This is a genomic window from Streptomyces lanatus (assembly GCF_014655715.1).
In the GTDB taxonomy this organism is placed as follows: Bacteria; Actinomycetota; Actinomycetes; order Streptomycetales; family Streptomycetaceae; genus Streptomyces; species Streptomyces lanatus.
Genome location: NZ_BNBM01000005.1, coordinates 311,163 through 336,785 on the forward strand (window position 1 = coordinate 311,163; position 25,623 = coordinate 336,785).

At 70.2% G+C, this 25,623-nt stretch carries 20 protein-coding genes; 16 read left to right on the top strand and 4 right to left on the bottom strand.

Annotated features, from left to right (window positions below):
- Positions 1–55 precede the first annotated feature (55 nt).
- The gene (locus IE325_RS16270) at positions 56–1,012 is read right to left on the bottom strand and encodes a hypothetical protein (RefSeq protein ID WP_190070612.1); all 957 of its coding nucleotides are present in this window, start codon (positions 1,010–1,012) and stop codon (positions 56–58) included.
- Positions 1,013–1,478: 466 nt separating this feature from the next.
- On the opposite strand from IE325_RS16270, the gene IE325_RS46645 reads away from it, so the two are divergent.
- From IE325_RS46645 to pgi, 13 genes are all read left to right on the top strand, one after another.
- Entirely contained in the window at positions 1,479–1,607 is a 129-nt protein-coding gene (locus IE325_RS46645; RefSeq protein WP_268256355.1) for a hypothetical protein, read from the top strand.
- Between the two features lie 62 nt (positions 1,608–1,669).
- Positions 1,670–3,766 carry an excinuclease ABC subunit UvrC gene (gene uvrC / locus IE325_RS16275; RefSeq protein ID WP_190070613.1) on the top strand — a complete coding sequence of 699 codons (2,097 nt, stop codon included), beginning with the start codon at positions 1,670–1,672 and terminating at the stop codon, positions 3,764–3,766.
- A complete protein-coding gene (gene rapZ, locus IE325_RS16280) occupies positions 3,763–4,779 on the top strand; it encodes an RNase adapter RapZ (protein ID WP_190070614.1) in 1,017 nt (338 codons plus the stop codon). The genes uvrC and rapZ overlap by 4 nt, the downstream gene beginning before the upstream one ends.
- Entirely contained in the window at positions 4,776–5,843 is a 1,068-nt protein-coding gene (locus IE325_RS16285) for a gluconeogenesis factor YvcK family protein (RefSeq protein WP_190070615.1), read from the top strand. The genes rapZ and IE325_RS16285 overlap by 4 nt, the downstream gene beginning before the upstream one ends.
- Positions 5,834–6,823, top strand: a complete 990-nt coding sequence (gene whiA / locus IE325_RS16290) for a DNA-binding protein WhiA (RefSeq protein WP_190070616.1) — start codon at positions 5,834–5,836, stop codon at positions 6,821–6,823. Before IE325_RS16285 ends, whiA begins: the two co-directional genes overlap by 10 nt.
- Positions 6,824–6,974: 151 nt before the next feature.
- A complete protein-coding gene (locus tag IE325_RS16295) occupies positions 6,975–9,929 on the top strand; it encodes a M14 family metallopeptidase (protein WP_190070617.1) in 2,955 nt (984 codons plus the stop codon).
- Positions 9,930–10,158: 229 nt separating this feature from the next.
- Positions 10,159–11,166, top strand: coding sequence for a type I glyceraldehyde-3-phosphate dehydrogenase (gene gap, locus IE325_RS16300; RefSeq protein WP_190070618.1), 1,008 nt, complete (start codon positions 10,159–10,161; stop codon positions 11,164–11,166).
- 142 nt (positions 11,167–11,308) lie between these two features.
- Positions 11,309–12,520, top strand: a complete 1,212-nt coding sequence (locus IE325_RS16305) for a phosphoglycerate kinase (RefSeq protein WP_190070619.1) — start codon at positions 11,309–11,311, stop codon at positions 12,518–12,520.
- Positions 12,521–12,562: 42 nt separating this feature from the next.
- The gene (gene tpiA / locus IE325_RS16310; protein ID WP_229911848.1) at positions 12,563–13,318 is read left to right on the top strand and encodes a triose-phosphate isomerase; all 756 of its coding nucleotides are present in this window, start codon (positions 12,563–12,565) and stop codon (positions 13,316–13,318) included.
- Positions 13,319–13,420: 102 nt separating this feature from the next.
- A complete protein-coding gene (gene secG, locus IE325_RS16315; RefSeq protein WP_190070829.1) occupies positions 13,421–13,651 on the top strand; it encodes a preprotein translocase subunit SecG in 231 nt (76 codons plus the stop codon).
- A 200-nt stretch (positions 13,652–13,851) separates the two neighbouring features.
- A complete protein-coding gene (locus IE325_RS16320; protein ID WP_003957010.1) occupies positions 13,852–14,187 on the top strand; it encodes an RNA polymerase-binding protein RbpA in 336 nt (111 codons plus the stop codon).
- A gap of 160 nt (positions 14,188–14,347) precedes the next feature.
- The gene (locus IE325_RS16325) at positions 14,348–15,616 is read left to right on the top strand and encodes an MFS transporter (protein ID WP_190070621.1); all 1,269 of its coding nucleotides are present in this window, start codon (positions 14,348–14,350) and stop codon (positions 15,614–15,616) included.
- Positions 15,617–15,668: 52 nt separating this feature from the next.
- Entirely contained in the window at positions 15,669–17,324 is a 1,656-nt protein-coding gene (gene pgi / locus IE325_RS16330; protein WP_190070622.1) for a glucose-6-phosphate isomerase, read from the top strand.
- A gap of 125 nt (positions 17,325–17,449) precedes the next feature.
- Here pgi and IE325_RS16335 read toward each other — a convergent pair whose 3' ends face one another.
- Genes IE325_RS16335 through IE325_RS16345 form a run of 3 tightly spaced genes read right to left on the bottom strand, consistent with a single transcriptional unit; the run spans position 17,450 to position 21,071 of the window.
- Complete coding sequence (locus IE325_RS16335) at positions 17,450–19,732, bottom strand: FtsX-like permease family protein (protein ID WP_190070623.1); 2,283 nt, start codon at positions 19,730–19,732, stop codon at positions 17,450–17,452.
- 5 nt (positions 19,733–19,737) lie between these two features.
- The gene (locus IE325_RS16340; protein ID WP_190070830.1) at positions 19,738–20,511 is read right to left on the bottom strand and encodes an ABC transporter ATP-binding protein; all 774 of its coding nucleotides are present in this window, start codon (positions 20,509–20,511) and stop codon (positions 19,738–19,740) included.
- Between the two features lie 44 nt (positions 20,512–20,555).
- Positions 20,556–21,071 (bottom strand): PadR family transcriptional regulator, encoded by a 516-nt coding sequence (locus IE325_RS16345; RefSeq protein WP_190070624.1) that lies wholly within the window; start codon positions 21,069–21,071, stop codon positions 20,556–20,558.
- A 126-nt stretch (positions 21,072–21,197) separates the two neighbouring features.
- On the opposite strand from IE325_RS16345, the gene IE325_RS16350 reads away from it, so the two are divergent.
- The 3 genes from IE325_RS16350 (at position 21,198) to IE325_RS16360 (ending at position 25,619) form a co-directional block, all read left to right on the top strand.
- Positions 21,198–22,466 carry an ABC transporter substrate-binding protein gene (locus IE325_RS16350; protein ID WP_190070625.1) on the top strand — a complete coding sequence of 423 codons (1,269 nt, stop codon included), beginning with the start codon at positions 21,198–21,200 and terminating at the stop codon, positions 22,464–22,466.
- Between the two features lie 156 nt (positions 22,467–22,622).
- Positions 22,623–24,248: a glycoside hydrolase family 13 protein gene (locus IE325_RS16355; RefSeq protein ID WP_190070626.1), complete on the top strand. Its 1,626-nt coding sequence runs from the start codon at positions 22,623–22,625 to the stop codon at positions 24,246–24,248.
- A gap of 45 nt (positions 24,249–24,293) precedes the next feature.
- Positions 24,294–25,619: an ABC transporter substrate-binding protein gene (locus tag IE325_RS16360; RefSeq protein WP_190070627.1), complete on the top strand. Its 1,326-nt coding sequence runs from the start codon at positions 24,294–24,296 to the stop codon at positions 25,617–25,619.
- The last annotated feature ends 4 nt before the right edge of the window (positions 25,620–25,623 follow it).

Here is a 25,623-nt window from a genome sequence, read left to right on the forward strand (position 1 = left end):
AGGGGCGCCCAGGGCGTCGGTCAGCGCGGCGAGCCGAGGACAGCCGGCTCGGGGCTCACTCCCACTCCCAGCCGATGCCGACGATGCCCGTCCGTACCCGTGGCTCGACGAGGTGAACGGAGTGATGCGGCCCGCTGAGCAGCAGCCCTTGCCGGCCGCTGCGGGGCGCCGCGGCGGAGTGCTGGGCGAAACGGTGGCAGCGGGCCGGGAGGGCGTTCTCGGCGAAGCGGACCTGGAGGGCGTACTGGCCGCCCGCGAGAGGGAAGCCACGCGCGTACTCGCGGGACACGTCGGCCGTGCCGTCCTCGACGCCGTAGCGGAAGAGGTAGGTGTCGCCCGCCCGCAGTCGTGTGCCGAAGAGCAGCTCGGCGACGAGGACGCCGGTGTCATGGTGCCAACGGACCCGTCCCGTGCGGCAGTTCTCCAGGGCCCGCACCGTCATCCGCTCCGGCATGCATCCCGGGTCGCCGTGGTGGACGGCCACGAATCGGTCCACGCCGTCCCTGTGGGCGCGCACTATGTGGTGCGACTCGCGCCCCGCCAGCTCACGGCGCGCCCCGATCCGCACCTGCTCGTGATGGGCGAGGGTGTGCAGGCCGCCGTCGACCGGACAGCCCAGTTCGGTCAGCAGCCGCTCCAGTACGCCGGAGGCCTCGACCAGGGAGCGGTAGGAGCGGGAGGCGGGCTGCTGGAGCGCGGAGTGGTCGTCGGCCTCGGACAGGAGCCGGATCAGGGACTCCTCCGGCAGCTGGAGGATCTCCTCCAGTGCCCGCACCGCACGCAGCGACTCGGGCCGCTGCGGTCGCCGGGCCCCCTGCTGCCAGTAGCTCAGGCTGGTGACGCCGACCTTCACACCGCGACGGGACAGATGGTGCTGCACACGCTGCAGCGGCAGTCCCCGGGCGGCTATCGCGGCGCGCAGAGCGACGTGGAAGGGGCCGCCTAGCAGGGCAGTGTCCAGTTCCGCGGAGGCGACGGCGGCGATGTCCGCGTGCGGTGTGGCGTGCGGCATGCAGGGGCCTTTCTGTGGTGTTCACAACGGCTGGTCAGACCGGTCGCGCAGGTGATCGGGGACGCCCCGTCGGTGCGGCGGATGGGAGCTTCACATCCGTACGCCGCCGTTCAGGTCCCCGAGTTCCCACGCATTGAAGCGTGTTGACCAAGTCCCGACAACACCTGAAGCCCAACAGCCGCGCACTCCCGGCCGAGTCACGACGCGTCCCCATCAAGCCGACATGTCCGCCCCGGTGTTGGCCGGCGTCTCCGTGATGGCTTGCGTGGACAGGGTCGACCCGCGCGGGAAGCCGCAGGCCGGGCCGGCGGCGACCAGCTCCTGGAGGCCCTGGGGAGCGTGAGTGGAGGGACAGGACGGTGCTCGCCGCCACCGACCGACCGATCACGCCGCCCAGAAGGCGCGACGCTGAAGGTGAGGCTGCCGCCCGTCGGGCCGTGACGGGGGCATGATTCCGGGCCGGCCCATGACCTCGGCGCCCGAGGGCACCGCAGAGGAAGGCATCCACGGCATTCCGGGCAAGCTCAGCCCTCCGCCGGACAGCGACGATCACCGCCCCGGGCCCGCCGTTCTCACCTTCCCGGCGTCCCGCTGACCGTGGCGGGGGTTATCCACAGCCTCGCCGGACTGTCACCGGGCGCCAGTAGGGTGTGAGACATGGCCGATCCCTCCAGCTACCGCCCCAAGCCGGGACAGATTCCGGACTCTCCCGGGGTGTACAGGTTCCGTGACGAGCACCGCCGGGTGATCTACGTCGGGAAGGCGAAGAGCCTGCGCCAGCGCCTGGCGAACTACTTCCAGGACCTGGCGGGCCTGCACCCCCGCACCCGCACCATGGTCACCACGGCCGCGTCCGTGGAGTGGACGGTGGTGTCCACGGAGGTCGAGGCCCTGCAGCTGGAGTACTCCTGGATCAAGGAGTACGACCCCCGGTTCAATGTGAAGTACCGCGACGACAAGAGCTACCCGTACCTCGCGGTGACGATGAACGAGGAGTTCCCGCGTGTGCAGGTGATGCGCGGTCACAAGAAGAAGGGCGTCAGGTATTTCGGCCCGTACGCGCACGCGTGGGCGATCCGCGACACCGTCGACCTCCTGCTGCGGGTCTTCCCGGTCCGCACCTGCTCGGCCGGCGTGTTCAAGAACGCCTCCCGCACCGGCCGCCCCTGCCTCCTCGGCTATATCGGCAAGTGCTCCGCCCCCTGCGTGGACCGCGTCTCCGCCCAGGACCATCGTGAACTCGCGGAGGAGTTCTGCGACTTCATGACCGGCCGCACCGGCACCTATCTGCGCCGCCTGGAGAAGCAGATGATGGAGGCGGCCGATGAGATGGAGTACGAGCGGGCCGCCCGTCTGCGCGACGACATCGAGGCCCTGAAGAAGGCCATGGAGAAGAACGCGGTCGTGCTCGCCGACGCGACCGACGCCGACCTCATCGCCGTCGCCGAGGACGAGCTGGAGGCGGCCGTGCAGATCTTCCACGTCCGCGGCGGACGCGTGCGCGGCCAGCGCGGCTGGGTCACCGACAAGGTCGAGGAGATCACCACCGGCGCCCTCGTCGAGCACGCCCTGCAGCAGCTCTACGGCGAGGAGACCGGGGACGCGGTGCCCAAGGAGGTACTCGTCCCGGCACTGCCCGACCCGCTGGAGCCCGTGCAGGAGTGGCTGACGGGCCGGCGCGGTTCCAACGTCTCGCTGCGCATCCCCCAGCGCGGCGACAAGCGCGCCCTCATGGAGACCGTCGAGCGCAATGCCCAGCAGGCCCTCGTCCTGCACAAGACCAAGCGCGCCTCCGACCTGACCACCCGCTCGCGCGCGCTGGAGGAGATCGCCGACGCCCTCGACCTGGACAGCGCCCCGCTCAGGATCGAGTGCTACGACATCTCGCATCTCCAGGGCGACGACGTGGTGGCCTCCATGGTCGTCTTCGAGGACGGCCTGGCCCGCAAGAGCGAGTACCGCCGCTTCCAGATCAAGGGCTTCGAGGGCCAGGACGATGTCCGCTCCATGCATGAGGTGATCACCCGCCGCTTCAAGCGCTACCTCGCCGAGAAGGAGAGGACGGGCGAGTGGGCCGACGGCGACACCGCGCTCGCCGACACCTCGGCCGAGCCGCTCACGACGACGTCCCCCGACGCCCTCACCAACGGCCTCAAGGATGACGAAGGCCGGCCCAAGCGCTTCGCCTACCCGCCCCAGCTCGTCGTCGTCGACGGTGGCCAGCCGCAGGTGGCGGCCGCCCAGCGCGCCCTGGACGAGCTCGGGATCGACGACATCGCCGTGTGCGGCCTCGCCAAGCGCCTGGAGGAGGTCTGGCTGCCCGGCGACGACGACCCGGTGGTGCTGCCCCGCACCAGCGAGGGCCTCTATCTGCTCCAGCGCGTCCGTGACGAGGCCCATCGCTTCGCGATCACCTACCAGCGCACCAAGCGCGCCAAGCGTTTCCGGTCGAGCCCGTTGGACGACGTCCCCGGACTGGGCGAGACTCGCAAGCAGGCGTTGATCAAGCACTTCGGGTCGGTGAAGAAGCTGCGGTCGGCGACCATCGACCAGATCTGCGAGGTGCCCGGCATAGGTCGCAAGACGGCCGAGACGATCGCCGCGGCCTTCGCCCAGGCGGCCCCGCCCGCACCCGCCGTCAACACGGCGACTGGAGAGATCATGGAAGACGAGGAATCCGAAACGACGGCGGAGACCTCGGGGGAGCCCGTGTCCGCGGGCACCCCGGACGAACGACGGGGGCAGGAGAGATGAGCGAGCACCACACACGGCCAGAGGCCGAGCGAGATCAGCAGGCCCAGGAAACTCACAAGAAGACCGGCGACGATCTCACCCAGCAGGACGCACTCCCACAAGACGGAGAACAGGTGAGTACGGGTATCGACACGCCCGGGGTGCCGGATACGGCCATCCCCGAGCTGGTGATCATCTCCGGTATGTCCGGAGCCGGCCGCTCCACGGCGGCAAAGTGTCTGGAGGACCTCGGCTGGTTCGTCGTCGACAACCTTCCGCCCGCGCTGATCCCCACCATGGTGGAGCTCGGTGCCCGCTCCCAGGGCAATGTGGCGCGGATCGCGGTGGTCGTCGACGTCCGAGGCCGGCGCTTCTTCGACAACCTCCGCGAGTCCCTCTCCGACCTCGACACCCGGGGAGTGACCCGCCGCATCGTCTTCCTGGAGTCGTCCGACGACGCCCTGGTGCGCCGCTTCGAGTCGGTGCGGCGCCCGCACCCCCTCCAGGGCGACGGCCGGATCGTCGACGGCATCGCCGCCGAGCGGGAGCTGCTGCGCGAGCTGCGCGGTGACGCCGACCTGGTGATCGACACCTCCAGCCTCAATGTGCACGAGCTGCGGGCCAAGATGGACGCCCAGTTCGCCGGCGAGGAGGAGCCCGAGCTGCGGGCCACGGTCATGTCCTTCGGTTTCAAGTACGGCCTCCCGGTCGACGCCGACCTGGTCGTGGACATGCGCTTCCTGCCCAACCCGCACTGGGTCCCGGAGCTGCGCCCCTTCACCGGACTCAACGAGGAGGTGTCGGCGTACGTCTTCAACCAGCCCGGCGCGAAGGAGTTCATCGACCGCTACTCCGAGCTGCTCCAGCTGATCGCGGCCGGATACCGTCGTGAGGGCAAGCGGTATGTGACCATCGCGGTCGGCTGCACCGGCGGCAAGCACCGCTCGGTCGCCACATCCGAGAAGCTCGCGGCGCGCCTGGCCTCCCAGGGCGTGGAGACGGTGGTCGTACACCGGGACATGGGACGGGAATGACGGGACGTACTCCGCGGCTGAGCAGGCTGCGCCGCGCGGTGCCCGAGTCGCGCGCGGGCCGGCCCGCCGAGGCCCGTGGCGCGAAGCCTCGCCGCCGGGGCACCCAGCCCAAGGTCGTCGCCCTCGGCGGCGGCATGGGCCTGTCCGCCTCGCTCGCCGCGCTGCGCCGGATCACCGGCGACCTCACCGCCGTCGTCACCGTGGCCGACGACGGCGGCTCCAGCGGGCGCCTGCGTGACGAGCTGGGGGTGCTGCCGCCCGGCGATCTGCGCAAGGCGCTGGCCGCGCTGTGCGGCGACGACGACTGGGGCCAGACCTGGGCCCGTGTCATCCAGCACCGCTTCCACTCCCAGGGCGACCTGCACGACCACGCGGTCGGCAATCTGCTGATCGTCGCCCTGTGGGAGCAGCTCGGCGACCACGTCCAGGCCCTCGACCTGGTCGGCAAGCTGCTCGGCGCGCACGGGCGCGTGCTGCCCATGTCCGCCGTACCGCTGGAGCTCCAGGCCCTGGTCAAGGGCCACGACCCGGACCGGCCCGAGGACGTCGACACCGTCCGCGGGCAGGCCACCGTCGCCCTCACCCCCGGTGAGGTGCAGTCGGTGCATGTCGTGCCGCACGACCCGCCGGCCGTCCCGGAGGCCGTCGCCGCCGTCCGGGACGCCGACTGGGTGGTGCTCGGCCCCGGGTCCTGGTTCTCCTCGGTCATCCCGCACCTGCTCGTGCCGGAACTGCTCGACGCGCTCACCGAGACGAAGGCGCGCCGGGTACTCTCCCTGAACCTCGCCCCGCAGCCCGGAGAAACCGAGGGCTTCTCCCCGCAGCGTCATTTGGAGGTTTTGGGACGACACGCCCCTAAACTCGCCCTGGACGTGGTGCTGGCCGACGAGGCCGCCGTGCCCGACCGCGAAGTGCTGACCGAGGCCGCCAAGCGGCTCGGCGCCGCGGTCGAGCTGGCCCCGGTGGCCCGGACGGACGGGACGCCCCGGCACGACCCGGAGCTCCTCGCCGCCGCGTACGACCGTATTTTTCGGATGCATGGAAGGATCGGCCCATGGCGATGACGGCAGCGGTGAAGGACGAGATCTCCCGGCTCCCCGTCACCCGGACCTGCTGCAGGAAGGCGGAGGTCTCCGCCATTCTGCGGTTCGCCGGCGGCCTCCACCTGGTCAGCGGGCGCATCGTGATCGAGGCGGAGCTGGACACCGCCATGGCGGCCCGTCGCCTCAAGCGGGACATCCTGGAGATCTTCGGCCACAGTTCCGAACTGATCGTGATGGCCCCGGGCGGGCTGCGCCGCGGCTCGCGTTACGTCGTACGGGTGGTCGCGGGCGGTGACCAGCTGGCCCGGCAGACCGGCCTGGTAGACGGTCGGGGCCGCCCGATCCGAGGCCTGCCCCCGCAGGTCGTGTCCGGGGCAACTTGTGACGCCGAGGCCGCCTGGCGTGGCGCGTTCCTGGCGCACGGTTCGCTCACCGAGCCCGGCCGCTCCTCCTCCCTGGAGGTGACCTGCCCGGGCCCCGAGGCCGCGCTCGCCCTGGTCGGCGCCGCCCGCAGACTGTCGATCGCCGCGAAGGCCCGCGAGGTGCGCGGCGTTGACCGCGTGGTCGTCCGTGACGGTGACGCCATCGGCGCCCTGCTCACCCGCCTCGGCGCGCACGAGTCCGTGCTGGCCTGGGAGGAGCGCCGGATGCGCCGCGAGGTCCGCGCCACCGCGAACCGGCTCGCCAACTTCGACGACGCCAACCTCCGCCGCTCCGCTCGCGCGGCAGTCGCCGCCGGTGCCCGTGTCCAGCGCGCCTTGGAGATCCTCGGCGAGGAGGTCCCCGAGCACCTCGCCGCCGCCGGACGCCTGCGCATGGAGCACAAGCAGGCCTCCCTGGAGGAGTTGGGCGCGCTCGCCGACCCGCCGCTGACCAAGGACGCCGTGGCCGGCCGTATCCGCCGACTGCTGGCCATGGCCGACAAGCGGGCCCAGGACCTCGGTATCCCGGGCACCGAGGCCAACCTCTCCGAGGAGCTGGCGGACAACCTCGCGGGGTGACGTGACAGATCGTCAACGCCTTCTTGCCGACGTCCACTTGGGGCGTCGGCACCGGCATTTGTCAGTCTTTGCGGCGCTCTTGACTGGAACATGAAGTGGCATGAGCCTGGCAGTCATTCGTCACTGTGGCGAAACACTGCTAGGGGGGTACATGAGACCCAGAGCGAGATCGATCCTCGCTGTCGGCGCTCTCCTCATAGGTGGAGCGAGTATCGCACCCATAGCCCAGGCACAACCGGGCAGTTCACAGGATTCCGATCCGAGTGAAGTGAAGGTCTTCCGGGCCGAGGTCACCAAGAAGCAGATACCCCTGCTGCTGGCGGCCGGTCAGGACGGCCACGAACTCAGTGAGCAGGCGCCCGAGAAGGGCACGGCCACCGTCGAGGTGTATCTCACCGACGACCAGGCCAAGAAGCTTCGGAAGCAGGGCGTCGAGCTCGCCGAGCACGACCTGTCCGCCACGGCGGAGGCCCGCACGGAGAAGGCCGCAGAGGGCGTGTTCCGCCCGTACAGCGGAAGCGGGGGGCTCAAGGAGGAGATCGTCCGGGCCGGACAGGAGAACCCCGGCCTCACCAAGGTCGTCTCCATCGGCAAGACGGTCAAGGGCCAGGACATCCTCGCGCTCAAGCTCACCAAGAACGCGAAGAGGACGAAGGACGGTGCCAAGCCCTCCGTCCTCTACATGTCCAACCAGCACGCGCGCGAGTGGATCACGCCGGAGATGACCCGGCGCCTGATGCACCACTACCTGGACAACTACAAGACGGACAAGCGCATCAAGAAGATCGTCGACTCGACCGAGCTGTGGTTCGTCCTCTCGGCCAATCCCGACGGCTACGACTACACGTTCCAGGACTCCACCACCCGCCTGTGGCGCAAGAACCTGCGGGACATCAACGCCGACGGTGTCATAAGCACCGGCGACGGCGTCGACCTCAACCGCAACTTCTCCTACAAGTGGGGCTACGACGACGAGGGTTCGTCCCCCAACCCCACCAGTGAGACCTACCGTGGCACGGCACCGGCCTCCGAGCCCGAGACCAAGGCGATCGACGCCTTCCAGAAGCGCATCGGCTTCACCTACGGCATCAACTACCACTCCGCCGCCGAACTCCTCCTCTACGGAGTCGGCTGGCAGGTGGCCACCGATACCCCGGACGACGTCCTCTACAAGGCGCTCGCCGGCACCCCGGACAACTCCGCGATACCCGGCTACCGTCCTCAGGTCTCCTCGGAGCTGTACACCACCAACGGCGAGGCGGACGGCCACGCGTCGAACGTCAACGGCCTGGCGATGTACACACCCGAGATGTCGACCTGCCAGACCGTGTCGAACATCGACCCGAACGACCAGTGGAACGCGCGGGACTGCCAGTCGGTCTTCAACTTCCCGGACGACGAGAAGCTGATCCAGCAGGAGTTCGCCAAGAACGTGCCGTTCGCGCTGTCCGTCGCAGAGAGCGCCGCGCGTCCCGACCAGCCGGTCTCCTCGCTCGGCCTGAAGGCCGCGGACTTCACCCCGGCGCCGTTCACCACGTCGTACTCCCGCGGCGCCGACCAGGAGGTCTCCGTCGTCGTACGCAAGTCCGTGCGCGACAAGGAGCTCAAGTACCGCGTCAACGGCGGCCGTACCGAGGACATGGCGCTCAGGCCATGGAAGGGCGGCGAGACCTACGGCGGGGAGGACAACCTCTACTTCGACCAGTACAGCGCCAAGGTCGCCGACGGTGACCCCGGTGACAAGGTCGAGGTGTGGTTCACCGGCGAGACCAGGAGCGGAAGGCCCACCTCCAGCGAGCACTTCACGTACACGGTCGCCGAACGGCCGCGCGCGGACGTCCTCGTGGTCGCCGAGGAGGGCGCCGGCGCCGCACACGCGCAGCAGTACGTCGACGCGCTCAAGGCCAACGGTCACCGGGCGATCGTCTGGGACGTCGCCGCGCAGGGCGCACCCGACGCACTCGGCGTGCTGGGCCACTTCGACACCGTCGTCCACTACACCGGCGCGAACGTCCCGGGCAACGCCACCCAACTCCAGCTGCGCGCCTACCTCAACGAGGGCGGCAAGCTGATGGAGGCGGGCGAGCAGGCCGGCGGCAACGTCGACCTGGGCGATGGCACCCTGTCGAACGACTTCAGCCAGTACTACCTGGGCGCCTACTCCCGTACCTCGCTCCCCGGTGCCACCGGCTTCAACGGTTCCGGCAGGCTCGGCGGCTTCACCGGGGCGCTCGGCGAGGCCACCGGCAACCCGCTCGACAAGGCCGGCAGCTACAGCGTCACCTCGGACGAGCTGGCCGTCGACACGTACCCGCAGTTCGCCAGCGCGGGCGCGGGCCAGTTCGCCGGGACCGTCAACCCGTACGGGCCCTACGCCGGTTCGTACATGGCGGCCGCCGTGCACACCGACGACGCCTACAAGCGGCTCACCAGGACCGTCGACCTCAGCGGTGTGACGGCGGCACAGCAGCCGACCCTGCGCACCCAGTTGCAGTGGGACGTCGAGCCCGGCTACGACAACGTCCTGATCGAGGCCCACACCACCGGGGCCGACGACTGGACGACACTCCCCGAGAAGAGCGGCGCCACCGGCACGGCCGTCCCGGCGGAGTGCGAGGCCGGCTTCTACATGGCCGAGCACCCCTGGCTCAAGCACTACCTGACGCACTCCACCGCGGGTTGCACCGCTACCGGCACCAGCGGCCAGTGGAACGCTCTCACCGGTGCCTCCGCGGGCTGGAAGCAAGTCGAGTTCGACCTGAGCGCGTACGCCGGCAAGTCGGTGGAGATCTCCATCAGCTATGTCTCCGACCCGGGCTTCGGCGGGCGCGGCGTCCTCGCCGACCAGGCCGCACTCGTCGTCGGCGGCACGGCCACCGAGACCGAGGGCTTCGAGACGTCGCTCGGCGCCTGGAGCGTGACCGGACCGCCCGCGGGCAGCCCGGCCGTGCTCAAGGACTGGGCGCGCACCGGAGCGCTGTTCCAGACGTACGGCGCGATCACCACGGACGACACGGTGCTCCTCGGCTTCGGCCTGGAACACGTCACCGCGGCGGCCGACCGTACGGCGCTCATCGGAAAGGCCCTTGCATCACTTGAGAACTGACACGCCGAGGTCAACCGCGCACCACGCACGGTGACCAAATCGAGTGATCCGGGCTTCCCGGCGGGGCGGTCCGTACCCCTACTGGCGGGTACGGACCGCCGTGCCGTCTATGAGGTATCTGGATGTCACCACCGAGGCCGCAGGGAGGTAGGGTCGTAGGCGGTCGGGGACATCCCAAACAGAGCTCGCCGGCACCGCATGGCCGGCGTACCAACGAGGAGATCGGTTCGTGACGATCCGCGTAGGCATCAACGGCTTCGGTCGTATCGGTCGCAACTACTTCCGCGCGCTGCTGGAGCAGGGTGCAGACATCGAGATCGTGGCTGTCAACGACCTGGGTGACACCGCGACCACCGCCCACTTGCTCAAGTACGACACCATCCTGGGCCGCCTCAAGGCCGAGGTGTCGCACACCGCCGACACGATCACCGTCGACGGCAAGACCATCAAGGTTCTGTCCGAGCGCAACCCCGCCGACATCCCGTGGGGTCAGCTGGGCGTCGACATCGTCATCGAGTCGACCGGCATCTTCACCAAGAAGGAAGACGCCGCCAAGCACCTCGCCGGTGGCGCGAAGAAGGTCCTCATCTCGGCTCCGGCCAAGGACGAGGACATCACCATCGTCATGGGCGTCAACCAGGACAAGTACGACCCGGCGAACCACCACGTCATCTCCAACGCCTCCTGCACCACCAACTGTGTGGCGCCGATGGCGAAGGTCCTCGACGAGAACTTCGGCATCGTCAAGGGTCTGATGACCACGGTGCACGCGTACACCAACGACCAGCGCATCCTGGACTTCCCGCACAAGGACCTGCGCCGCGCCCGTGCCGCCGCCGAGAACATCATCCCGACCACCACGGGTGCCGCGAAGGCCACCGCGCTGGTCCTGCCGCAGCTCAAGGGCAAGCTGGACGGCATCGCCATGCGCGTCCCGGTCCCGACCGGCTCGGCCACCGACCTCGTCGTGGAGCTGTCCCGCGAGGTCACCAAGGACGAGGTCAACGCCGCCTTCAAGAAGGCCTCCGAGGGCGAGCTCCAGGGCTTCCTGACCTACACCGAGGACGAGATCGTCTCCTCGGACATCGTCAGCGACCCGTCGTCCTGCACCTTCGACTCCTCCCTGACCATGGTCCAGGAGGGCACGTCGGTGAAGATCCTCGGCTGGTACGACAACGAGTGGGGCTACTCCAACCGCCTCGTCGACCTGACGGTCTTCGTCGGCAACCAGCTCTGATCGGCAGAGCGGCACCTTGATGTGAGGGCAGGGCCCGTGCGGCGCAGGGACGCGTCGCCCGGGCCCTGACTCACGTGCAGACCAGGCCTTTTAGGATCACTGGCGATCCGAGCATACGAACCCTCCTCGGGAGTCCCCTTCCATGAAGACGATCGACGAACTCCTCGCCGAGTCAGTCGCGGGCCGGCGGGTCTTCGTCCGCGCCGACCTGAACGTGCCGCTGGACGGCACCACCATCACCGACGACGGCCGCATCCGCGCCGTGCTGCCCACCGTCAAGGCCCTGGCCGAGGCGGGCGCACGCGTGGTCGTCGCCTCGCACCTGGGCCGCCCCAAGGGCGCCCCGGACCCCGCGTTCTCCCTCGCCCCCGCCGCCGCCCGCCTCGGTGAACTCCTCGGCGCCGACGTGGCCTTCGCGACCGACACGGTCGGCGAGTCCGCCCAGGCGGTCGTCGCCGGGCTGGCCGACGGCCAGGTCGCCGTCGTCGAGAACCTGCGCTTCAACGCCGGCGAGACCAGCAAGGACGACGCCGAGCGCGCCGCCTTCGCCGAGCAGCTCGCCGCCCTCGCCGACGTCTACGTCGGTGACGGCTTCGGCGCGGTGCACCGTAAGCACGCGTCGGTGTACGACCTTCCGGCCCGCCTGCCGCACTACGCCGGCTACCTCATCGCGAACGAGGTCGCCGTCCTCAAGAAGCTCACCGAGGACGTCAAGCGGCCCTACGTCGTCGCGCTCGGCGGCGCCAAGGTGTCCGACAAGCTCGCCGTCATCGACCAGCTGCTCGCCAAGGCGGACCGGCTGCTCATCGGCGGCGGCATGGCGTACACCTTCCTCAAGGCCAAGGGCCACGAGGTCGGCATCTCCCTCCTCCAGGAGGACCAGATCCCGGCCGTCACCGAGTACCTGGAGCGCGCCGAGAAGAGCGGCGTCGAGATCGTCCTGCCGGTTGACGTCCTGGTCGCCGGCGAGTTCCCGGACCTGAAGACCAAGGCCCCGGCCAACCCCACGACCGTCGCCGCGGACGCCATCCCCGCCGACCAGGAGGGCCTGGACATCGGTCCGGAGACCCGCAAGCTGTACGCCTCGAAGCTCGCCGACGCCGGCACCGTCTTCTGGAACGGCCCCATGGGCGTCTTCGAGCACCCCGACTACGCCGAGGGCACCAAGGCGGTCGCCCAGGCCCTCCTCGACTCCCCGGGCTTCACCGTGGTCGGCGGTGGCGACTCCGCCGCGGCCGTCCGCACCCTGGGCTTCGACGAGACGGCATTCGGCCACATCTCGACCGGTGGCGGCGCCTCCCTCGAATACCTCGAGGGCAAGACGCTCCCCGGCCTCGCCGCACTGGAGGACTGACCCCTTATGGCTGCATCTAATTCCCCTGGGCGCATGCCGCTGATGGCGGGCAACTGGAAGATGAACCTCAACCACCTCGAGGCCATCGCGCACGTCCAGAAGCTCGCCTTCGCCCTGGCCGACAAGGACTACGACGCGGTCGAGGTCGCCGTCCTGCCGCCCTTCACCGACCTGCGCTCCGTGCAGACCCTGGTCGACGGCGACAAGCTGAAGATCAAGTACGGCGCCCAGGACATCTCGGCGCACGACTCCGGTGCCTACACCGGCGAGATCTCCGGTCCGATGCTGGCCAAGCTGAAGTGCACGTACGTGGCGATCGGCCACTCCGAGCGCCGCCAGTACCACGCGGAGACCGACGAGATCGTCAACGCCAAGGTCAAGGCCGCCTACAAGCACGGTCTGACCCCGATCCTGTGCGTCGGCGAGGAGCTGGAGGTCCGCGAGGCGGGCAACCACGTCTCCCACACCCTCGCCCAGGTCGAGGGCGGTCTGAAGGACCTCCCGGCCGAGCAGGCCGAGTCCGTCGTGATCGCCTACGAGCCCGTGTGGGCCATCGGCACCGGCAAGGTCTGCGGCGCCGACGACGCGCAGGAGGTCTGCGCCGCCATCCGCGCCAAGCTCGCCGAGCTGTACACGCAGGAGCTGGCCGACCAGGTCCGCATCCAGTACGGCGGCTCCGTGAAGTCGGGCAATGTCGCCGAGATCATGGCGAAGGCCGACATCGACGGTGCCTTGGTGGGCGGTGCCTCGCTGGACGCCGACGAGTTCGTCAAGATCGTGCGCTTCCGCGACCAGTGAGTATGCGGTAGCGGCGATCCGTCGTACCCTTGCGGGGGCACAGCCTGGAGGCTGTGCCCCTGTCGTCCATCCAGATCCGAGGAAGTTGGTCCAGCCGTGGTTATGGGGTTCTCGATCGCCCTGATGGTCTTCAGCGGGCTGCTGATGCTGCTGGTGCTGATGCACAAGGGCAAGGGCGGCGGCCTCTCCGACATGTTCGGTGGCGGCATGCAGTCGTCCGTCGGCGGCTCCTCGGTCGCCGAGCGCAACCTCGACCGGATCACCGTGGTGGTCGGTCTGCTCTGGTTCGCGTGCATTGTCGTACTCGGCATCATGATGAAGGTCAACAACTGACCGCACGCACAATCCATACGTAAGGCCCCATGTTCGGTACGCGCAGCTGAGCGCCGCCTATCATGGGGCTTGCGTCTTGGTGTAGGGGCTCTGTAACCACAATCACTGGACGCGCGTTGGGCCTTACGTAGACTGAGGCGCTCGCAGCGAAGCGAAACGCCGACTCGCTTTGCGGCACCATCACGCAGGGAGTTACGACCGTGGCAAGTGGCAACGCGATCCGAGGAAGCCGGGTCGGGGCGGGGCCGATGGGCGAGGCCGAGCGGGGCGAGTCCGCGCCCCGGCTGCGCATCTCCTTCTGGTGCTCCAACGGGCATGAGACCCAGCCCAGCTTCGCCAGCGACGCGCAGGTTCCCGACACCTGGGACTGCCCGCGCTGCGGCTTCCCCGCCGGGCAGGACCGGGACAACCCGCCGGACCCGCCGCGCACCGAGCCCTACAAGACGCACCTCGCGTATGTACGGGAACGACGCAGCGACGCGGACGGCGAGGCGATCCTCGCCGAGGCGCTCGCCAAACTGCGGGGCGAGATCTAGGAATTGAGGACCGGCCAGGTACCCATGGGTGCCTGGCCGGACCTGTCTGACGCACTGCCCGGACCCCGCTCGGGGACCGATTGTCAGTGGCGCCCTCTACGGTTTGTGTATCGATCATTCGCGAACGGATCGATGGACGGACGGACCGTGAGGGGGAGCTGTGGCGACGGCTGAGACGGTGGGTGTGCGCGCTCCGGCGTGGCGCGGTGGATTCGGACGGCTGTGGAGCGCCGCCATACTCTCCAGCTTCGGAGACTCCCTGCGTACGGCCGCCCTGCCGCTCCTCGCCGTCACACTGACGGACCGGCCGCTGCTGATCGCCGCGGTCACCGCCTGCGGCTATCTGCCCTGGATCGTCTTCGGACTGCTCGGCGGCGCCATCGCCGACCGGGTGGACCAGCGACGCGCGATGTGGACGGTGGACGCGTTACGGGGACTGCTGGTCGCCGCGTTCGCCGTGCTCGTGGCCCTCGGGCACGCCTCGATCGGCCTGCTCCTCGCGCTGGCCTTCACCCTGACGGCGCTCCAGACCCTGTTCGACAACGCCTCCACGGCCCTGCTCCCCGCCCTGGTGCACCGTGACGCGCTCGGCAGCGCGAACGCCCGGCTGATGACCGGGCAGCGCATCGCGGGCGGACTGGTGGGCGGGCCGGCCGTGCCGTTGTTGCTGGTCGCGGGGGCCGCCGTCCCCTTCGCCGCCGACGCCGCCACCTTCCTGATCGCGGCCGCGCTCGTGGCCTCGCTGCGGACCGGGGGGCCCGAGCGGACGCCGGCCCCCGCGGGCAGCACCCTGCGCCGGGAGATCGGGGAGGGGCTGCGCACGCTGTGGCGCGACCGGGCGCTGAGAGGGCTGTGCGCCGCCACCGCCCTGTGCAACATCGGCATGGGTGCCCAGATCGCCACCCTGGTCGTCCTGGTCACCGGGTGGCTGGACGCCGGTGCCGCGGGCTTCGCGGCGGCGGGTGCGGCGTTCACCATCGGCGGTCTGGCCGGGGGAGTGGCGAACGGCTGGATCGTGAGGCGGCTGGGCGGGGTGCGGGCCGTGCTGATCGCGGGCGCCGTGCAGACCGGGGCCCTGATCGTCATGGGCACCGTGCGCAGCCTGGCCGTGCTGGTGGCGGCGCTGACCGTCTTCGGGTTCATGGGCATGGTGTGGAACGTCAACACGACGACACTCATGCAGCAGCGCAGCCCCGTCGAGCTGCTCGGCCGGGTGTCCTCGGCCTTCCGGACGCTGGCGTTCGCCGGGGTACCGCTCGGCGCCCTGCTGGGCGGTGCCGTCGCCACCGCCTGGGGCCCGAACACCCCGCCCCTGCTCACGGCGGCCTTCTTCGTACTGGCCCTCGCCGCGCTGATACCCGCGGGCAAGCGGGACGTACCTGTTGTTGACCGGGGCGACGACGCCAGGACAGCTCACGTCCCGCGCTGATCAATTAGGTTGGAACAGCTGGGACAGGCACGAAAGAAGGCTGAAGTCGGACATGAACGCAGACGGCCGTACCAGGCTCAACCAGACGCCCGAGTGGACCGCGCTGGCCAAGCACCGCGAGGAGCTCGGCGAAGTGCGGCTGCGGGAGCTGTTCGCAGCCGACCCGGGCCGCGGAGCCGGGTACACGCTGCAGGTCGGTGACCTGCACATCGACTACTCCAAGCATCTGGTCACCGACGAGACGCTGCGGCTGCTGCGCGGGCTGGCCGCCGCGACGGACGTGTTCGGGCTGCGGGACGCCATGTTCCGCGGCGAGAAGATCAACACCACCGAGGACCGGGCGGTGCTGCACACGGCGCTGCGCGCCCCGCGCGAGGCGGTCGTCGAGGTCGACGGGGAGAACGTCGTCCCCGGTGTGCACGCCGTCCTCGACAAGATGGCCGGCTTCGCCGAGCGGGTCCGCTCCGGCGCCTGGACCGGCCACACCGGCAAGCGGATCAAGAACATCGTCAACGTCGGCATCGGCGGCTCCGACCTCGGCCCGGCGATGGCCTACGAGGTGCTGCGCGGCTTCACCGACCGCGACCTCACGGTCCGCTTCGTGTCCAACGTCGACGGCGCCGACCTGCACGAGGCCACCCGCGACCTGGACGCGGCCGAGACGCTGTTCATCATCGCGTCCAAGACGTTCACCACGATCGAGACGATCACCAACGCCACGTCCGCGCGGAACTGGCTGCTGGGCGAGCTGAAGGCCGGACCGGAGGCCGTCGCCAAGCACTTCGTCGCTTTGTCGACGAACGCCGAGAAGGTCGCCGACTTCGGCATCGACACGGTCAACATGTTCGAGTTCTGGGACTGGGTCGGCGGGCGCTACTCGTTCGACTCGGCGATCGGGCTGTCGCTGATGATCGCCATCGGCCCGGACCGCTTCCGGGAGATGCTCGACGGTTTCCACACCGTCGACCAGCACTTCCGCACCGCGCCCGCCGAGGCCAATGTGCCGCTGCTACTGGGCCTGTTGGGCATCTGGTACGGCAACTTCCATGACGCCCAGTCGCATGCGGTGCTGCCGTACAGCCACTACCTGTCGAAGTTCACCGCGTATCTCCAGCAGTTGGACATGGAGTCCAACGGCAAGTACGTCGGCCGGGACGGGCGGGAGGTCGACTGGCAGACCGGGCCGGTGGTGTGGGGCACGCCCGGCACCAACGGGCAGCACGCGTACTACCAGTTGATCCACCAGGGCACCAAGCTGATCCCGGCGGACTTCATCGGCTTCGCCGAGCCGGTCGCCGAGATGAGCGAGGAACTCAAGGCGCAGCACGACCTGTTGATGGCGAACTTCTTCGCCCAGACACAGGCGCTGGCGTTCGGCAAGACGCCGGAGGAGGTGCGGGCCGAGGGGGTGCCGGAGGAACTGGTGACCCACAAGACGTTCAAGGGCGACCATCCGACGACCACGATCCTCGCGCGTGAGCTGACGCCGTCCGTGCTGGGGCAGTTGATCGCGCTGTACGAGCACAAGGTGTTCGTGCAGGGCGCGGTGTGGAACATCGACTCCTTCGACCAGTGGGGCGTGGAGCTCGGCAAGGTCCTCGCCAAGCGGGTCGAGCCTGCGCTGACCGAAGGGGCCGAGGTGCCGGGGCTGGACGCGTCGACGCGGGCGCTCGTCGCCAAGTACCGGGAGCTGCGCGGACGGCAGTGACCGTGGCCGTCTGCCCGGCCCGGTGCCGGCCCCGCCGTCATCGCCGAACGCGCCGAACGGCTTCGTACCGCCGCGGGGCAACCTGTACACGACCCGCAGGAATCCCTACCAACGGCTGACCTCGCTCAGGCCACCGCGCTCAAGGTGTCCGCGAGTCGTCGGCGTGCCGCGCGTGACGCCGGGACCGCGGCGAGGGTGGCCGCGCCCAGCACCGCCGCCGCTCCGAACAGCAGCAGAAGGGCGACGGACGGGCCCTGGGCGATGCCCGAGCCGATGCCGCTCGAACTGCCCTGGGTGTCGATGAGCCAGTGCGCGAGGGGGGTGCCCAGGGCGGTGCCGAGAACGACGGCGGCCAAGGCGGTGCAGGCGGTGGAGGCGACGGTGATCGCGGTGATCTGGCGTGGGGAGAGGCCGATGGCCTTGAGGGCCAGCAGGTCGCGCTCGCCCTCGCGGACCGTGCCGCCGATCGCGGTGAGCAGTTCGATGAGCCCGATCAGGGCGAGCACGGCGATCAGACCGACGACGACTCCGCGCAGGGGCGAGAGCCCGTCGGCGGGGTTCGGTACGGCGTGGATGTCGAGGCGTCCCTGACCGGTGTCGGTGAGGCGGTCGGCGACGTCGGCCGGGTCGGCGCCGGGGGGCAGCCGGAGTTCGTAGAGGGTGGGGCCGAGGCCGGGGTCGTTCTCGCGGAGGGTGTCCAGGGAGGTGGAGATGACCCGGCCGGCGTTCTCCGGTTCTAGGCTGCGGCCGACGATGTGCAGGATCTGCGGCTGGTCGCCGACGGTCATCCGGACCCAGTCTCCGACCTTCACGTCCAGCAGTTCCAGCAGCCCCTGCCCAGCCACCGCCTCGTCGCGGCCCTGGGCGGCGCGGCCCTCGGCGAGGGCGTACGGGTAGGGGTCCTGGTGGGTGCCGACGCCGCGCAGCGCGATCGTGGCGGTCTGGCCGGGGACCAGGGCGGCCACCTCGACGCCCGGGTAGGCGGCGGCGACCTGCGGATCGCGTTCCAGCAGGGTGCGGGCGTCGTCGTCGGCGAGGCCGGAAGCGTGGGCCGTGAGCGTGGTCGGGAGGCCGATCTGTTCGGGTCGGTTCTCGAAGCGGTCGATGGTGGTCCAGGCGCTCATCGCCACCACGATCAGCAGCAGCGGCAGCGCGAGCCGGGCGACCGTGGCCAGCGACCGCGGCCGCCGGTTGAACGCCCGGTGCCAGCCCAGGACCAGCGCGGGCGGCAGCCGTAGCCCGAGCGCCTGCCGGGCCGCGGCCGAGAGCCGTCCGCCCAGCGGAGCCGCGCGCCGCGGCACGGGCACCGGGGGCACCCGCCCCGCCCGCCACGCCGCGAGCCCGGTGGTCGCGCCGATGAACAGCACCGCTCCGACCGGCACCACGAACAGCACCAAGGTGTGCCCGGGCAGCCCCTGCCACACCCCGACCGCATCCCCGAGCCGGCCAGGGATCCAGCTGCCCAGGCCCTGGATGACGGCCGCGGCGGCCACGGCGCCCAGCAGGGCGTACGCGAGATGCTGGAGCAGGAAGACGCGGACCACCTGGCCCGGCGTGAAGCCGATCGCCTTCAGCACCGAGATGTCCCGCAGATGACCGCGGATCCGGGTGCCGATCGCCCCGTGCACGGCGAGCCCGGCGGCGACCAGCGCGCCAAGACCGAACAGCCCGAGGACCTGCCCGAGCAGCCGGTTGTCGCCCTGCGCCTCGGCGCGGGCCTGCTTCCAGGTGGAGACCTCGGTGACCGCGCCGGCACCCAGCACGGTGACGGCGCGCTGGACGGCGTAGTCCGTGTCGTCGGGGTCGGTCAGGCGCAGCCCGATGACCTGGCCGCCCGGGTTGCGTACGGCGGACGGCTGCGCCCAGACGAGGCCCGCCTGCTCGCCCGCCCGGTAGCGCGGCTCGGCGCTGTCGGCGATGCCGAGGACGGTCAGGGTCCGGGTGGTGCCGGGCAGGGTGACGGTGTCGCCGGGAGCGGCCAGCAGGGCCCGGGCCAGGCGGGTCTCCAGGACCACGCCGTCGGGGTCGGCGGGGTCGAGCCAGTGGCCGGCGGTCACCAGCGGGCGGCCGACGGCGGGGCGCTCGGAGGTGCCGCGCAGTTCGACGGAGGCGCGGGTGCCCCGGGCGGCGAGGGTGGTGGACGCGGTGGGGTAGGGGCCCGAGACGGACTCGACGACCTCGTCGAGTCCGGCCAGTTTCCCGGTGTCCGCCGAGGCGCCGGTGTGCAGCCATACGTGCGCGCCGCGCGCCTGGGTGAAGACGCGCTGCCAGGGGTTGGTGGCGTAGCCGAAGAGGGCCGTGGCCAGCAGCAGCGAGACGACGATCCCGGCCGTGGCCAGCACCAGGAACAGCGCCTCGCCGCGGTGCGTGCGCAGATCGGAGTGCGCCCAGCGCAAGGTGGCTCGCACGGACCTCAGCCCCTCGGCCCGGACACCGGAGAGTCCCTCAGCTCCAGCACGCCCGAGGTCCCGGCCCGGCGCGGTGGCGTGCCGCCGTCGAGTTCGGCGTCGTCGGCGATACGGCCGTCGAAGAAGCTGATCACCCGGTCCGCGGCGCTCGCGAGCCGGGCGTCATGGGTGACCAGCACGATCGTCTGGCCGCGCTGATGGAAGCGGGACAGCAGCCGCATCACCTCGCGGGTGCCCTTGCTGTCCAGGCTGCCGGCGGGTTCGTCGGCCAGCAGCAGCGGAGGCCGGTTCACCAGGGCCCGGGCCAGCGCGACCCGCTGCTGCTCACCGCCGGACAGCTCGCCCGGCATGCTGCGCTCCTTGCCCTTGAGCCCCAGCTCGGCGAGCAGCTCCGTGCGCTCGACTCGGGCCCGCTTCGGCGGGACGCCGGCCAGCAGCGCGGGCAGCTCGACATTGTCGGCGACGGACAGGTTGGAGACCAGGTTGAAGAACTGGAAGACGATCCCGATGCGTTTCCTGCGCTCCACAGCCCAGCGGGCCTCGCTCCACGCGTCGGCGCACTCGCCGTCCAGCCAGATGCCGCCGCTGTCCGGGCGCTGCAACCCGCCCAGCAGATGCAGCAGAGTCGACTTACCGGCACCGGACGGACCGGTGACGGCCACGAACTCGCCCCGCCGGACGGAAAGGTCCACACCCCGCACGGCATGCGCCGGGGCGCCCTCGCCGTAATGCGTCTTGACCAGGCCCTCGGCGCGCAGCGCAAGGCTCTCGGCGGTCACCGCAGGACGCCCGTCGGCGCCCGGCCCAGGAGCGGAATCGTCGCTCACTCCAGCTCCTCCAGCTCTTCCTGGCACCGCTCCAGCCAGTCGAGATCGGCCTGAAGGTGCAGCATCGCGCCCTCGATCAGCAGATGGGCGATGCGGTTGTCCCGGTCCTCGGCGGCGGCCAGCTTCGACAGTTGACGCATGGTGTTCAGATACTGACGCCGCTGCTTGTTGATCAGGGTGATCTGGTCGGCGAGACCGGTCTGCGAGGCGACGGCCAGCTTCATGAAGAACTCGTCCCGCACCCGCGGCTCGTCCTCGGTCTCCTCGAACCAGACGCGCAGCGCCTCACGCCCGGCGTCCGTGAGGTGGTAGACCTTCTTGTTGGGCCGGCTCGACTGCTCTACGTCCTCGCCCTCTATCAGCCCCGATTTCTCGAGGCGGCCGAGGGTCACATAGATCTGGCCGACGTTCGGCTGAGGGTACGCGGAGCCCAGCATCTGCTCAAGGTCCTGCTTCAGCTCATACCCGTGGGCCGGGCCACGCGCCAGCAGGGCCAGGAGAGACAGCCGCACTCGTGCTCTCCTCCCACATCCCGAGCTAATGTGCCGCAGGGCCTAGTATCCCGCATACCTAACAGGTATACATGGCCTCTGACCCCCGGCAAAGATGCCAGGTGCCAGTTGTACAGGGAGGAACCTATGCGGTGGATCCACGCCGCCGGTAGGGGCCTTCTCGTCCTCGTCGTGATCCTGACCGGCTACGCGGCCTCCGGGGCCCGTGCCCACGAGGGTCCCGCGGGCGGCAGGGGGCCCTTGACCCTCGCCACCGCCGGGGATCTCACCGGTTATCTCAGCTCCGTCCTGGAGGGCTGGAACCGTACCCACCCCGACGAGCGGGTCAGCCTCGTCGAGCTGCCCGACTCCGCCGACGAGACCCATGCGCAGATGACGACCGATCTGCGCGGCGGCGACCGCAGCCGGTTCGACATCCTCAACATCGACGTCAACTGGACCTCGGAGTTCGCGGCGCAGGGCTGGATCCGTCCGCTCGCGCGCGACCGCTTCCCGCTGGACACCTTCCTGCCGCCGGTCGTGGACACGGCGACCTATGACGGACAGCTGTACGCGGTCCCGTACGTCACCAACGCCGGCCTGCTCCTGTACCGCAAGGACATCCTCGCCAAGGAGGGCCTCGACCCGCCGCGCACCTGGGCCGAGCTGGAGAAACAGGCGAAGACCGTCGCGCCCAAGTACGGCCTCGACGGCTACGCGGGCCAGTTCCTGCCGTACGAGGGCCTCACCGTCAACGCCGCCGAGGCCGTCTACTCGGCGGGCGGCTCGATCCTCGGCGACGAGGGCGAGCGGGTCACCGTCAACTCCATGGCGGCCCGCGACGGCATCGACTTCCTCGCCCGGGGTGTGCGCGAGGGCTGGATCCCGAAGCGGGCGCTCACCTACAAGGAGGAGGAGTCCAAGCAGGCCTTCCAGGACGGGGGCCTGCTGTTCCTCCGCAACTGGCCCTACGCGTATGTCGGCGCGTCGGCCAAGGGGACGCCGGTCGCCGGGAAGATCGGCGCCGTACCGCTGCCGGGTCCTGACGGGCCCGGGACGAGTGTGCTGGGCGGTTCCAATCTCGCCGTCAGCAGCCACGCCAGACACCCCGACTCGGCCGCGCGGCTGCTGGCGTATCTGACCAGTGAGCGGGTCCAGCGGCAGGTCCTCACGCGTGGTGCCCTGCCGCCCGTGCGGGCCGACCTGTACGAGGATCCGGCGCTGGTGCGGGAGTTCCCGTATCTGCCGACCCTGCGCGAGAGCGTGCGCACGGCCGCGCCGCGCCCCAAGAGCCCGCGCTACGACCAGGTCAGCCTGGTGGTGCAGGCGGTCGTGCGTGACGCGATGACCGGGCACGAGACGCCCGAGGCGGCGGTGCGGAGGCTGGCGCGGGAGCTGGACGCCGTCGCGCGCTGAAGCAGCTCGAACGCTGACTAGTTACTTGTTAAGTAACGGCGACGTCTCATCTTCGTGGATTTCGTCTAACTATGCCCGTTTTTGACGCGTCAACCCGGCAGTAGCTTGCGTCCAGTTCATTGACACCCTCCTGAAACCGCTACTTAACATGCATGCATGCTGAGTAAGTACCACTGGTGGCGTGACGCGGTGATCTACCAGGTCTACGTCCGCAGCTTCCTCGACAGCACCGGCGACGGTGTCGGCGATCTCGCCGGGGTCCGGGCCGGGCTGCCGTATCTCAAGAAGCTCGGGGTGGACGGGATCTGGCTGAGCCCCTTCTATCCCTCCCCGCAGCACGACCACGGCTACGACGTGGCCGACTACTGCGACGTCGACCCGCTCTTCGGCGACCTCGCCGAGTTCGATCTGCTCGTCGCGGCCGCCCGGCGGCTCGGGATCAAGGTGCTGCTCGACATCGTCCCCAACCACTGCTCCAGCGAGCACCCGTGGTTCGAGGAGGCCCTGTCCGCCGAGCCCGGCAGCGCGGCCCGCGCCCGCTTCCACTTCGCCGACGGCCGGGGGATCGCCGGCGAGGAACCGCCCAACAACTGGCACTCCATGTTCGGCGGCCCCGCCTGGAGCCGGGTGACCGAGGCGGACGGACAGGCCGGCCAGTGGTACCTGCACATGTTCGCGCCCGAGCAGCCCGACTGGAACTGGCGCAATCCGGAGATCGGCGCCGAGTTCGACCGGATCCTGCGCTTCTGGCTCGACCGGGGCATCGACGGCTTCCGCATCGACGTCGCCGCCGGCCTCTACAAGCACCCGGAACTGCCCGACTCCGACGACCCGGAGGCCGACGCCCGCACCCGCGACTCGGTCAATCCGCTCGCCTGGAACCAGCCCGAGGTGCACGCGGTGTGGCGCAAGTGGCGCTCCATATGCGAGGAGTACACCGCCCGCGACGGGCATGAGCGCCTCCTCGTCGGCGAGGTCTCCGTCCCCACCGCCCGCGAACACGCCCTGTACGTCCGCTCCGACGAACTCCACCAGGCGTTCTTCTTCGACCTGCTCAGCGCCCCCTGGGAGGCCGACGCCTTCCGCAAGGTCATCTCCGAGGCCATGCAGGACATCGCCGGCACCGGCTCCACGGTCACCTGGGTCCTCAACAACCACGACCAGGTCCGCACCGTCACCCGCTACGGCGAGCCCGCCACCGAGGGCAGCGGCCTCGGCGCCGCCCGCGCCCGCGCCGCCGCGCTGCTGATGCTGGCGCTGCCCGGAGGCGCGTACATCTACCAGGGCGAGGAACTGGGTCTGCCCGAGGTCGTCGACCTGCCCGACGACGTGCTCACCGACCCGATCTTCCGCCGCACCGGCAGCCGGGCCCGGATCCGCGACGGCTGCCGGGTGCCGCTGCCCTGGTCGGGACAGGCGTCCCCCTTCGGCTTCACCTCCGGCGCGGAGAGCGCCAAGCCGTGGCTGCCGCAGCCCGAGTACTTCGCCGAGTACGCCACCGACCGCGCCCTCGCCGACACCCGCTCCTTCTGGCACCTGTACCGCGACGGCCTCCAACTGCGCGCCGGACTGCCGCAGTTGGGCGAGGGCTCGCTGCGCTGGCTGGACAGTCCACCCGGCGTCCTGGCCTTCGAGCGCGGCGACGGCGTGGTCTGCGCCGTCAACTTCGGTACGGCGCCCATGCCCGCGCCGGTCTCCGGCACCCCCCTGCTGTCCAGCGGTCCCTGCCCGGCCGGGGTCCTGCCCGGCTCCACCGCCGCCTGGTGGATCAACGACCGCTGACTTTCCCGACCTCCGCAAGTTCCCCATCCCGAAGGGTCATCAACGATGATGCGACGACGTACCACCCTGCTCACCGGCTGCACCGGACTCGTCCTGGCACTCGGCGCGACCGCCTGCGGCGGCGGGCCCGTCTCCGCCGGCGGTGGCGACAAGGCGCTCAGCGGCCAGACGGTCAACGTGGCCGGTGTCTGGTCCGGCAGTGAGCAGAAGAACTTCCAGAAGGTGCTGGACGCCTTCACCGAGAAGACCGGCGCCAAGACCCAGTTCACCTCCACCGGCGACAATGTCTCCACGGTCGTGGGCAGCAAGATCGAGGGCGGCAACGCCCCCGACGTGGTGATGGTCCCGCAGGTCGGCGTGCTGAAGCAGTTCGCGGAGAGCGGCTGGCTCAAGCCGCTGTCCGGTGCCGCCCAGAAGTCCGTGGACGCCAACTTCGCCCCCGTGTGGAAGACCTACGGCAGCGTCGACGACACCCTCTACGGCCTCTACTTCAAGGCCGCCCACAAGTCGACCGTCTGGTACAGCCCCGACGCCCTCGCCCAGGCCGGCGTCGAGGCGCCGAAGACATACGACGACATGCTGAAGGCCGGCGGCACCGTCTCCGACTCCGGACTCGCCGCGTTCTCGGTCGCCGGACAGGACGGCTGGACCCTCACCGACTGGTTCGAGAACGTCTACCTCTCCCAGGCAGGACCCGAGAAGTACGACGCGCTCGCCGCGCACCAGCTGAAGTGGACCGACGCGTCCGTCGTCGAGGCGCTCACCACCCTCGGCAAGCTGTTCAAGGACAAGCAGCTGATCGCGGGCGGCCAGAAGGGCGCCCTGAACACCGACTTCCCGGGCTCGGTGGAGAAGGTGTTCGGGCCGAAGCCCGAGGCCGGCATGGTCTACGAAGGCGACTTCGTCGCGGGCGTCGCCAAGGACCAGTTCGGCAAGAAGATCGGCGAGGACGCGAACTTCTTCCCCTTCCCGGCGGTCGGCGGCGGCAAGGCGCCCGTGGTCAGCGGCGGTGACGCGGCCGTCGTCCTGAAGGACGGCAAGAACCAGAAGGCCGGCATGGCGCTCCTGGAGTACCTGGCGACGCCGGAGGCCGCGGCGGTGTGGGCGGAGGCCGGCGGCTTCCTCTCCCCGAACAAGAACGTCGACCTCGCCTCCTACGGCGACGACGTCACCCGCGCGACCGCCAAGTCCCTCGTCTCCGCGGGCGACTCGGTCCGCTTCGACATGTCCGACCAGGCCCCGGCGGCGTTCGGCGGCACCAAGGGCGCGGGCGAGTGGAAGCTCCTCCAGGACTTCCTGCGCGACCCGTCCGACCCGAAGGGGACCGCGGCGAAGCTGGAGGCCGCGGCGGCCAAGGCGTACCAGGGCTGATTCG

Coding starts and splice junctions, on each gene's coding strand:
- IE325_RS16270 (WP_190070612.1), bottom strand. CDS start 1,012: ATGCCGCACGCCACACCGCACGCGGACATCGCCGCCGTCGCCTCCGCG.
- IE325_RS46645 (WP_268256355.1), top strand. CDS start 1,479: ATGACCTCGGCGCCCGAGGGCACCGCAGAGGAAGGCATCCACGGCATT.
- uvrC (WP_190070613.1), top strand. CDS start 1,670: ATGGCCGATCCCTCCAGCTACCGCCCCAAGCCGGGACAGATTCCGGAC.
- rapZ (WP_190070614.1), top strand. CDS start 3,763: ATGAGCGAGCACCACACACGGCCAGAGGCCGAGCGAGATCAGCAGGCC.
- IE325_RS16285 (WP_190070615.1), top strand. CDS start 4,776: ATGACGGGACGTACTCCGCGGCTGAGCAGGCTGCGCCGCGCGGTGCCC.
- whiA (WP_190070616.1), top strand. CDS start 5,834: ATGGCGATGACGGCAGCGGTGAAGGACGAGATCTCCCGGCTCCCCGTC.
- IE325_RS16295 (WP_190070617.1), top strand. CDS start 6,975: ATGAGACCCAGAGCGAGATCGATCCTCGCTGTCGGCGCTCTCCTCATA.
- IE325_RS16305 (WP_190070619.1), top strand. CDS start 11,309: ATGAAGACGATCGACGAACTCCTCGCCGAGTCAGTCGCGGGCCGGCGG.
- tpiA (WP_229911848.1), top strand. CDS start 12,563: ATGGCGGGCAACTGGAAGATGAACCTCAACCACCTCGAGGCCATCGCG.
- secG (WP_190070829.1), top strand. CDS start 13,421: ATGGGGTTCTCGATCGCCCTGATGGTCTTCAGCGGGCTGCTGATGCTG.
- pgi (WP_190070622.1), top strand. CDS start 15,669: ATGAACGCAGACGGCCGTACCAGGCTCAACCAGACGCCCGAGTGGACC.
- IE325_RS16350 (WP_190070625.1), top strand. CDS start 21,198: ATGCGGTGGATCCACGCCGCCGGTAGGGGCCTTCTCGTCCTCGTCGTG.
- IE325_RS16355 (WP_190070626.1), top strand. CDS start 22,623: ATGCTGAGTAAGTACCACTGGTGGCGTGACGCGGTGATCTACCAGGTC.
- IE325_RS16360 (WP_190070627.1), top strand. CDS start 24,294: ATGATGCGACGACGTACCACCCTGCTCACCGGCTGCACCGGACTCGTC.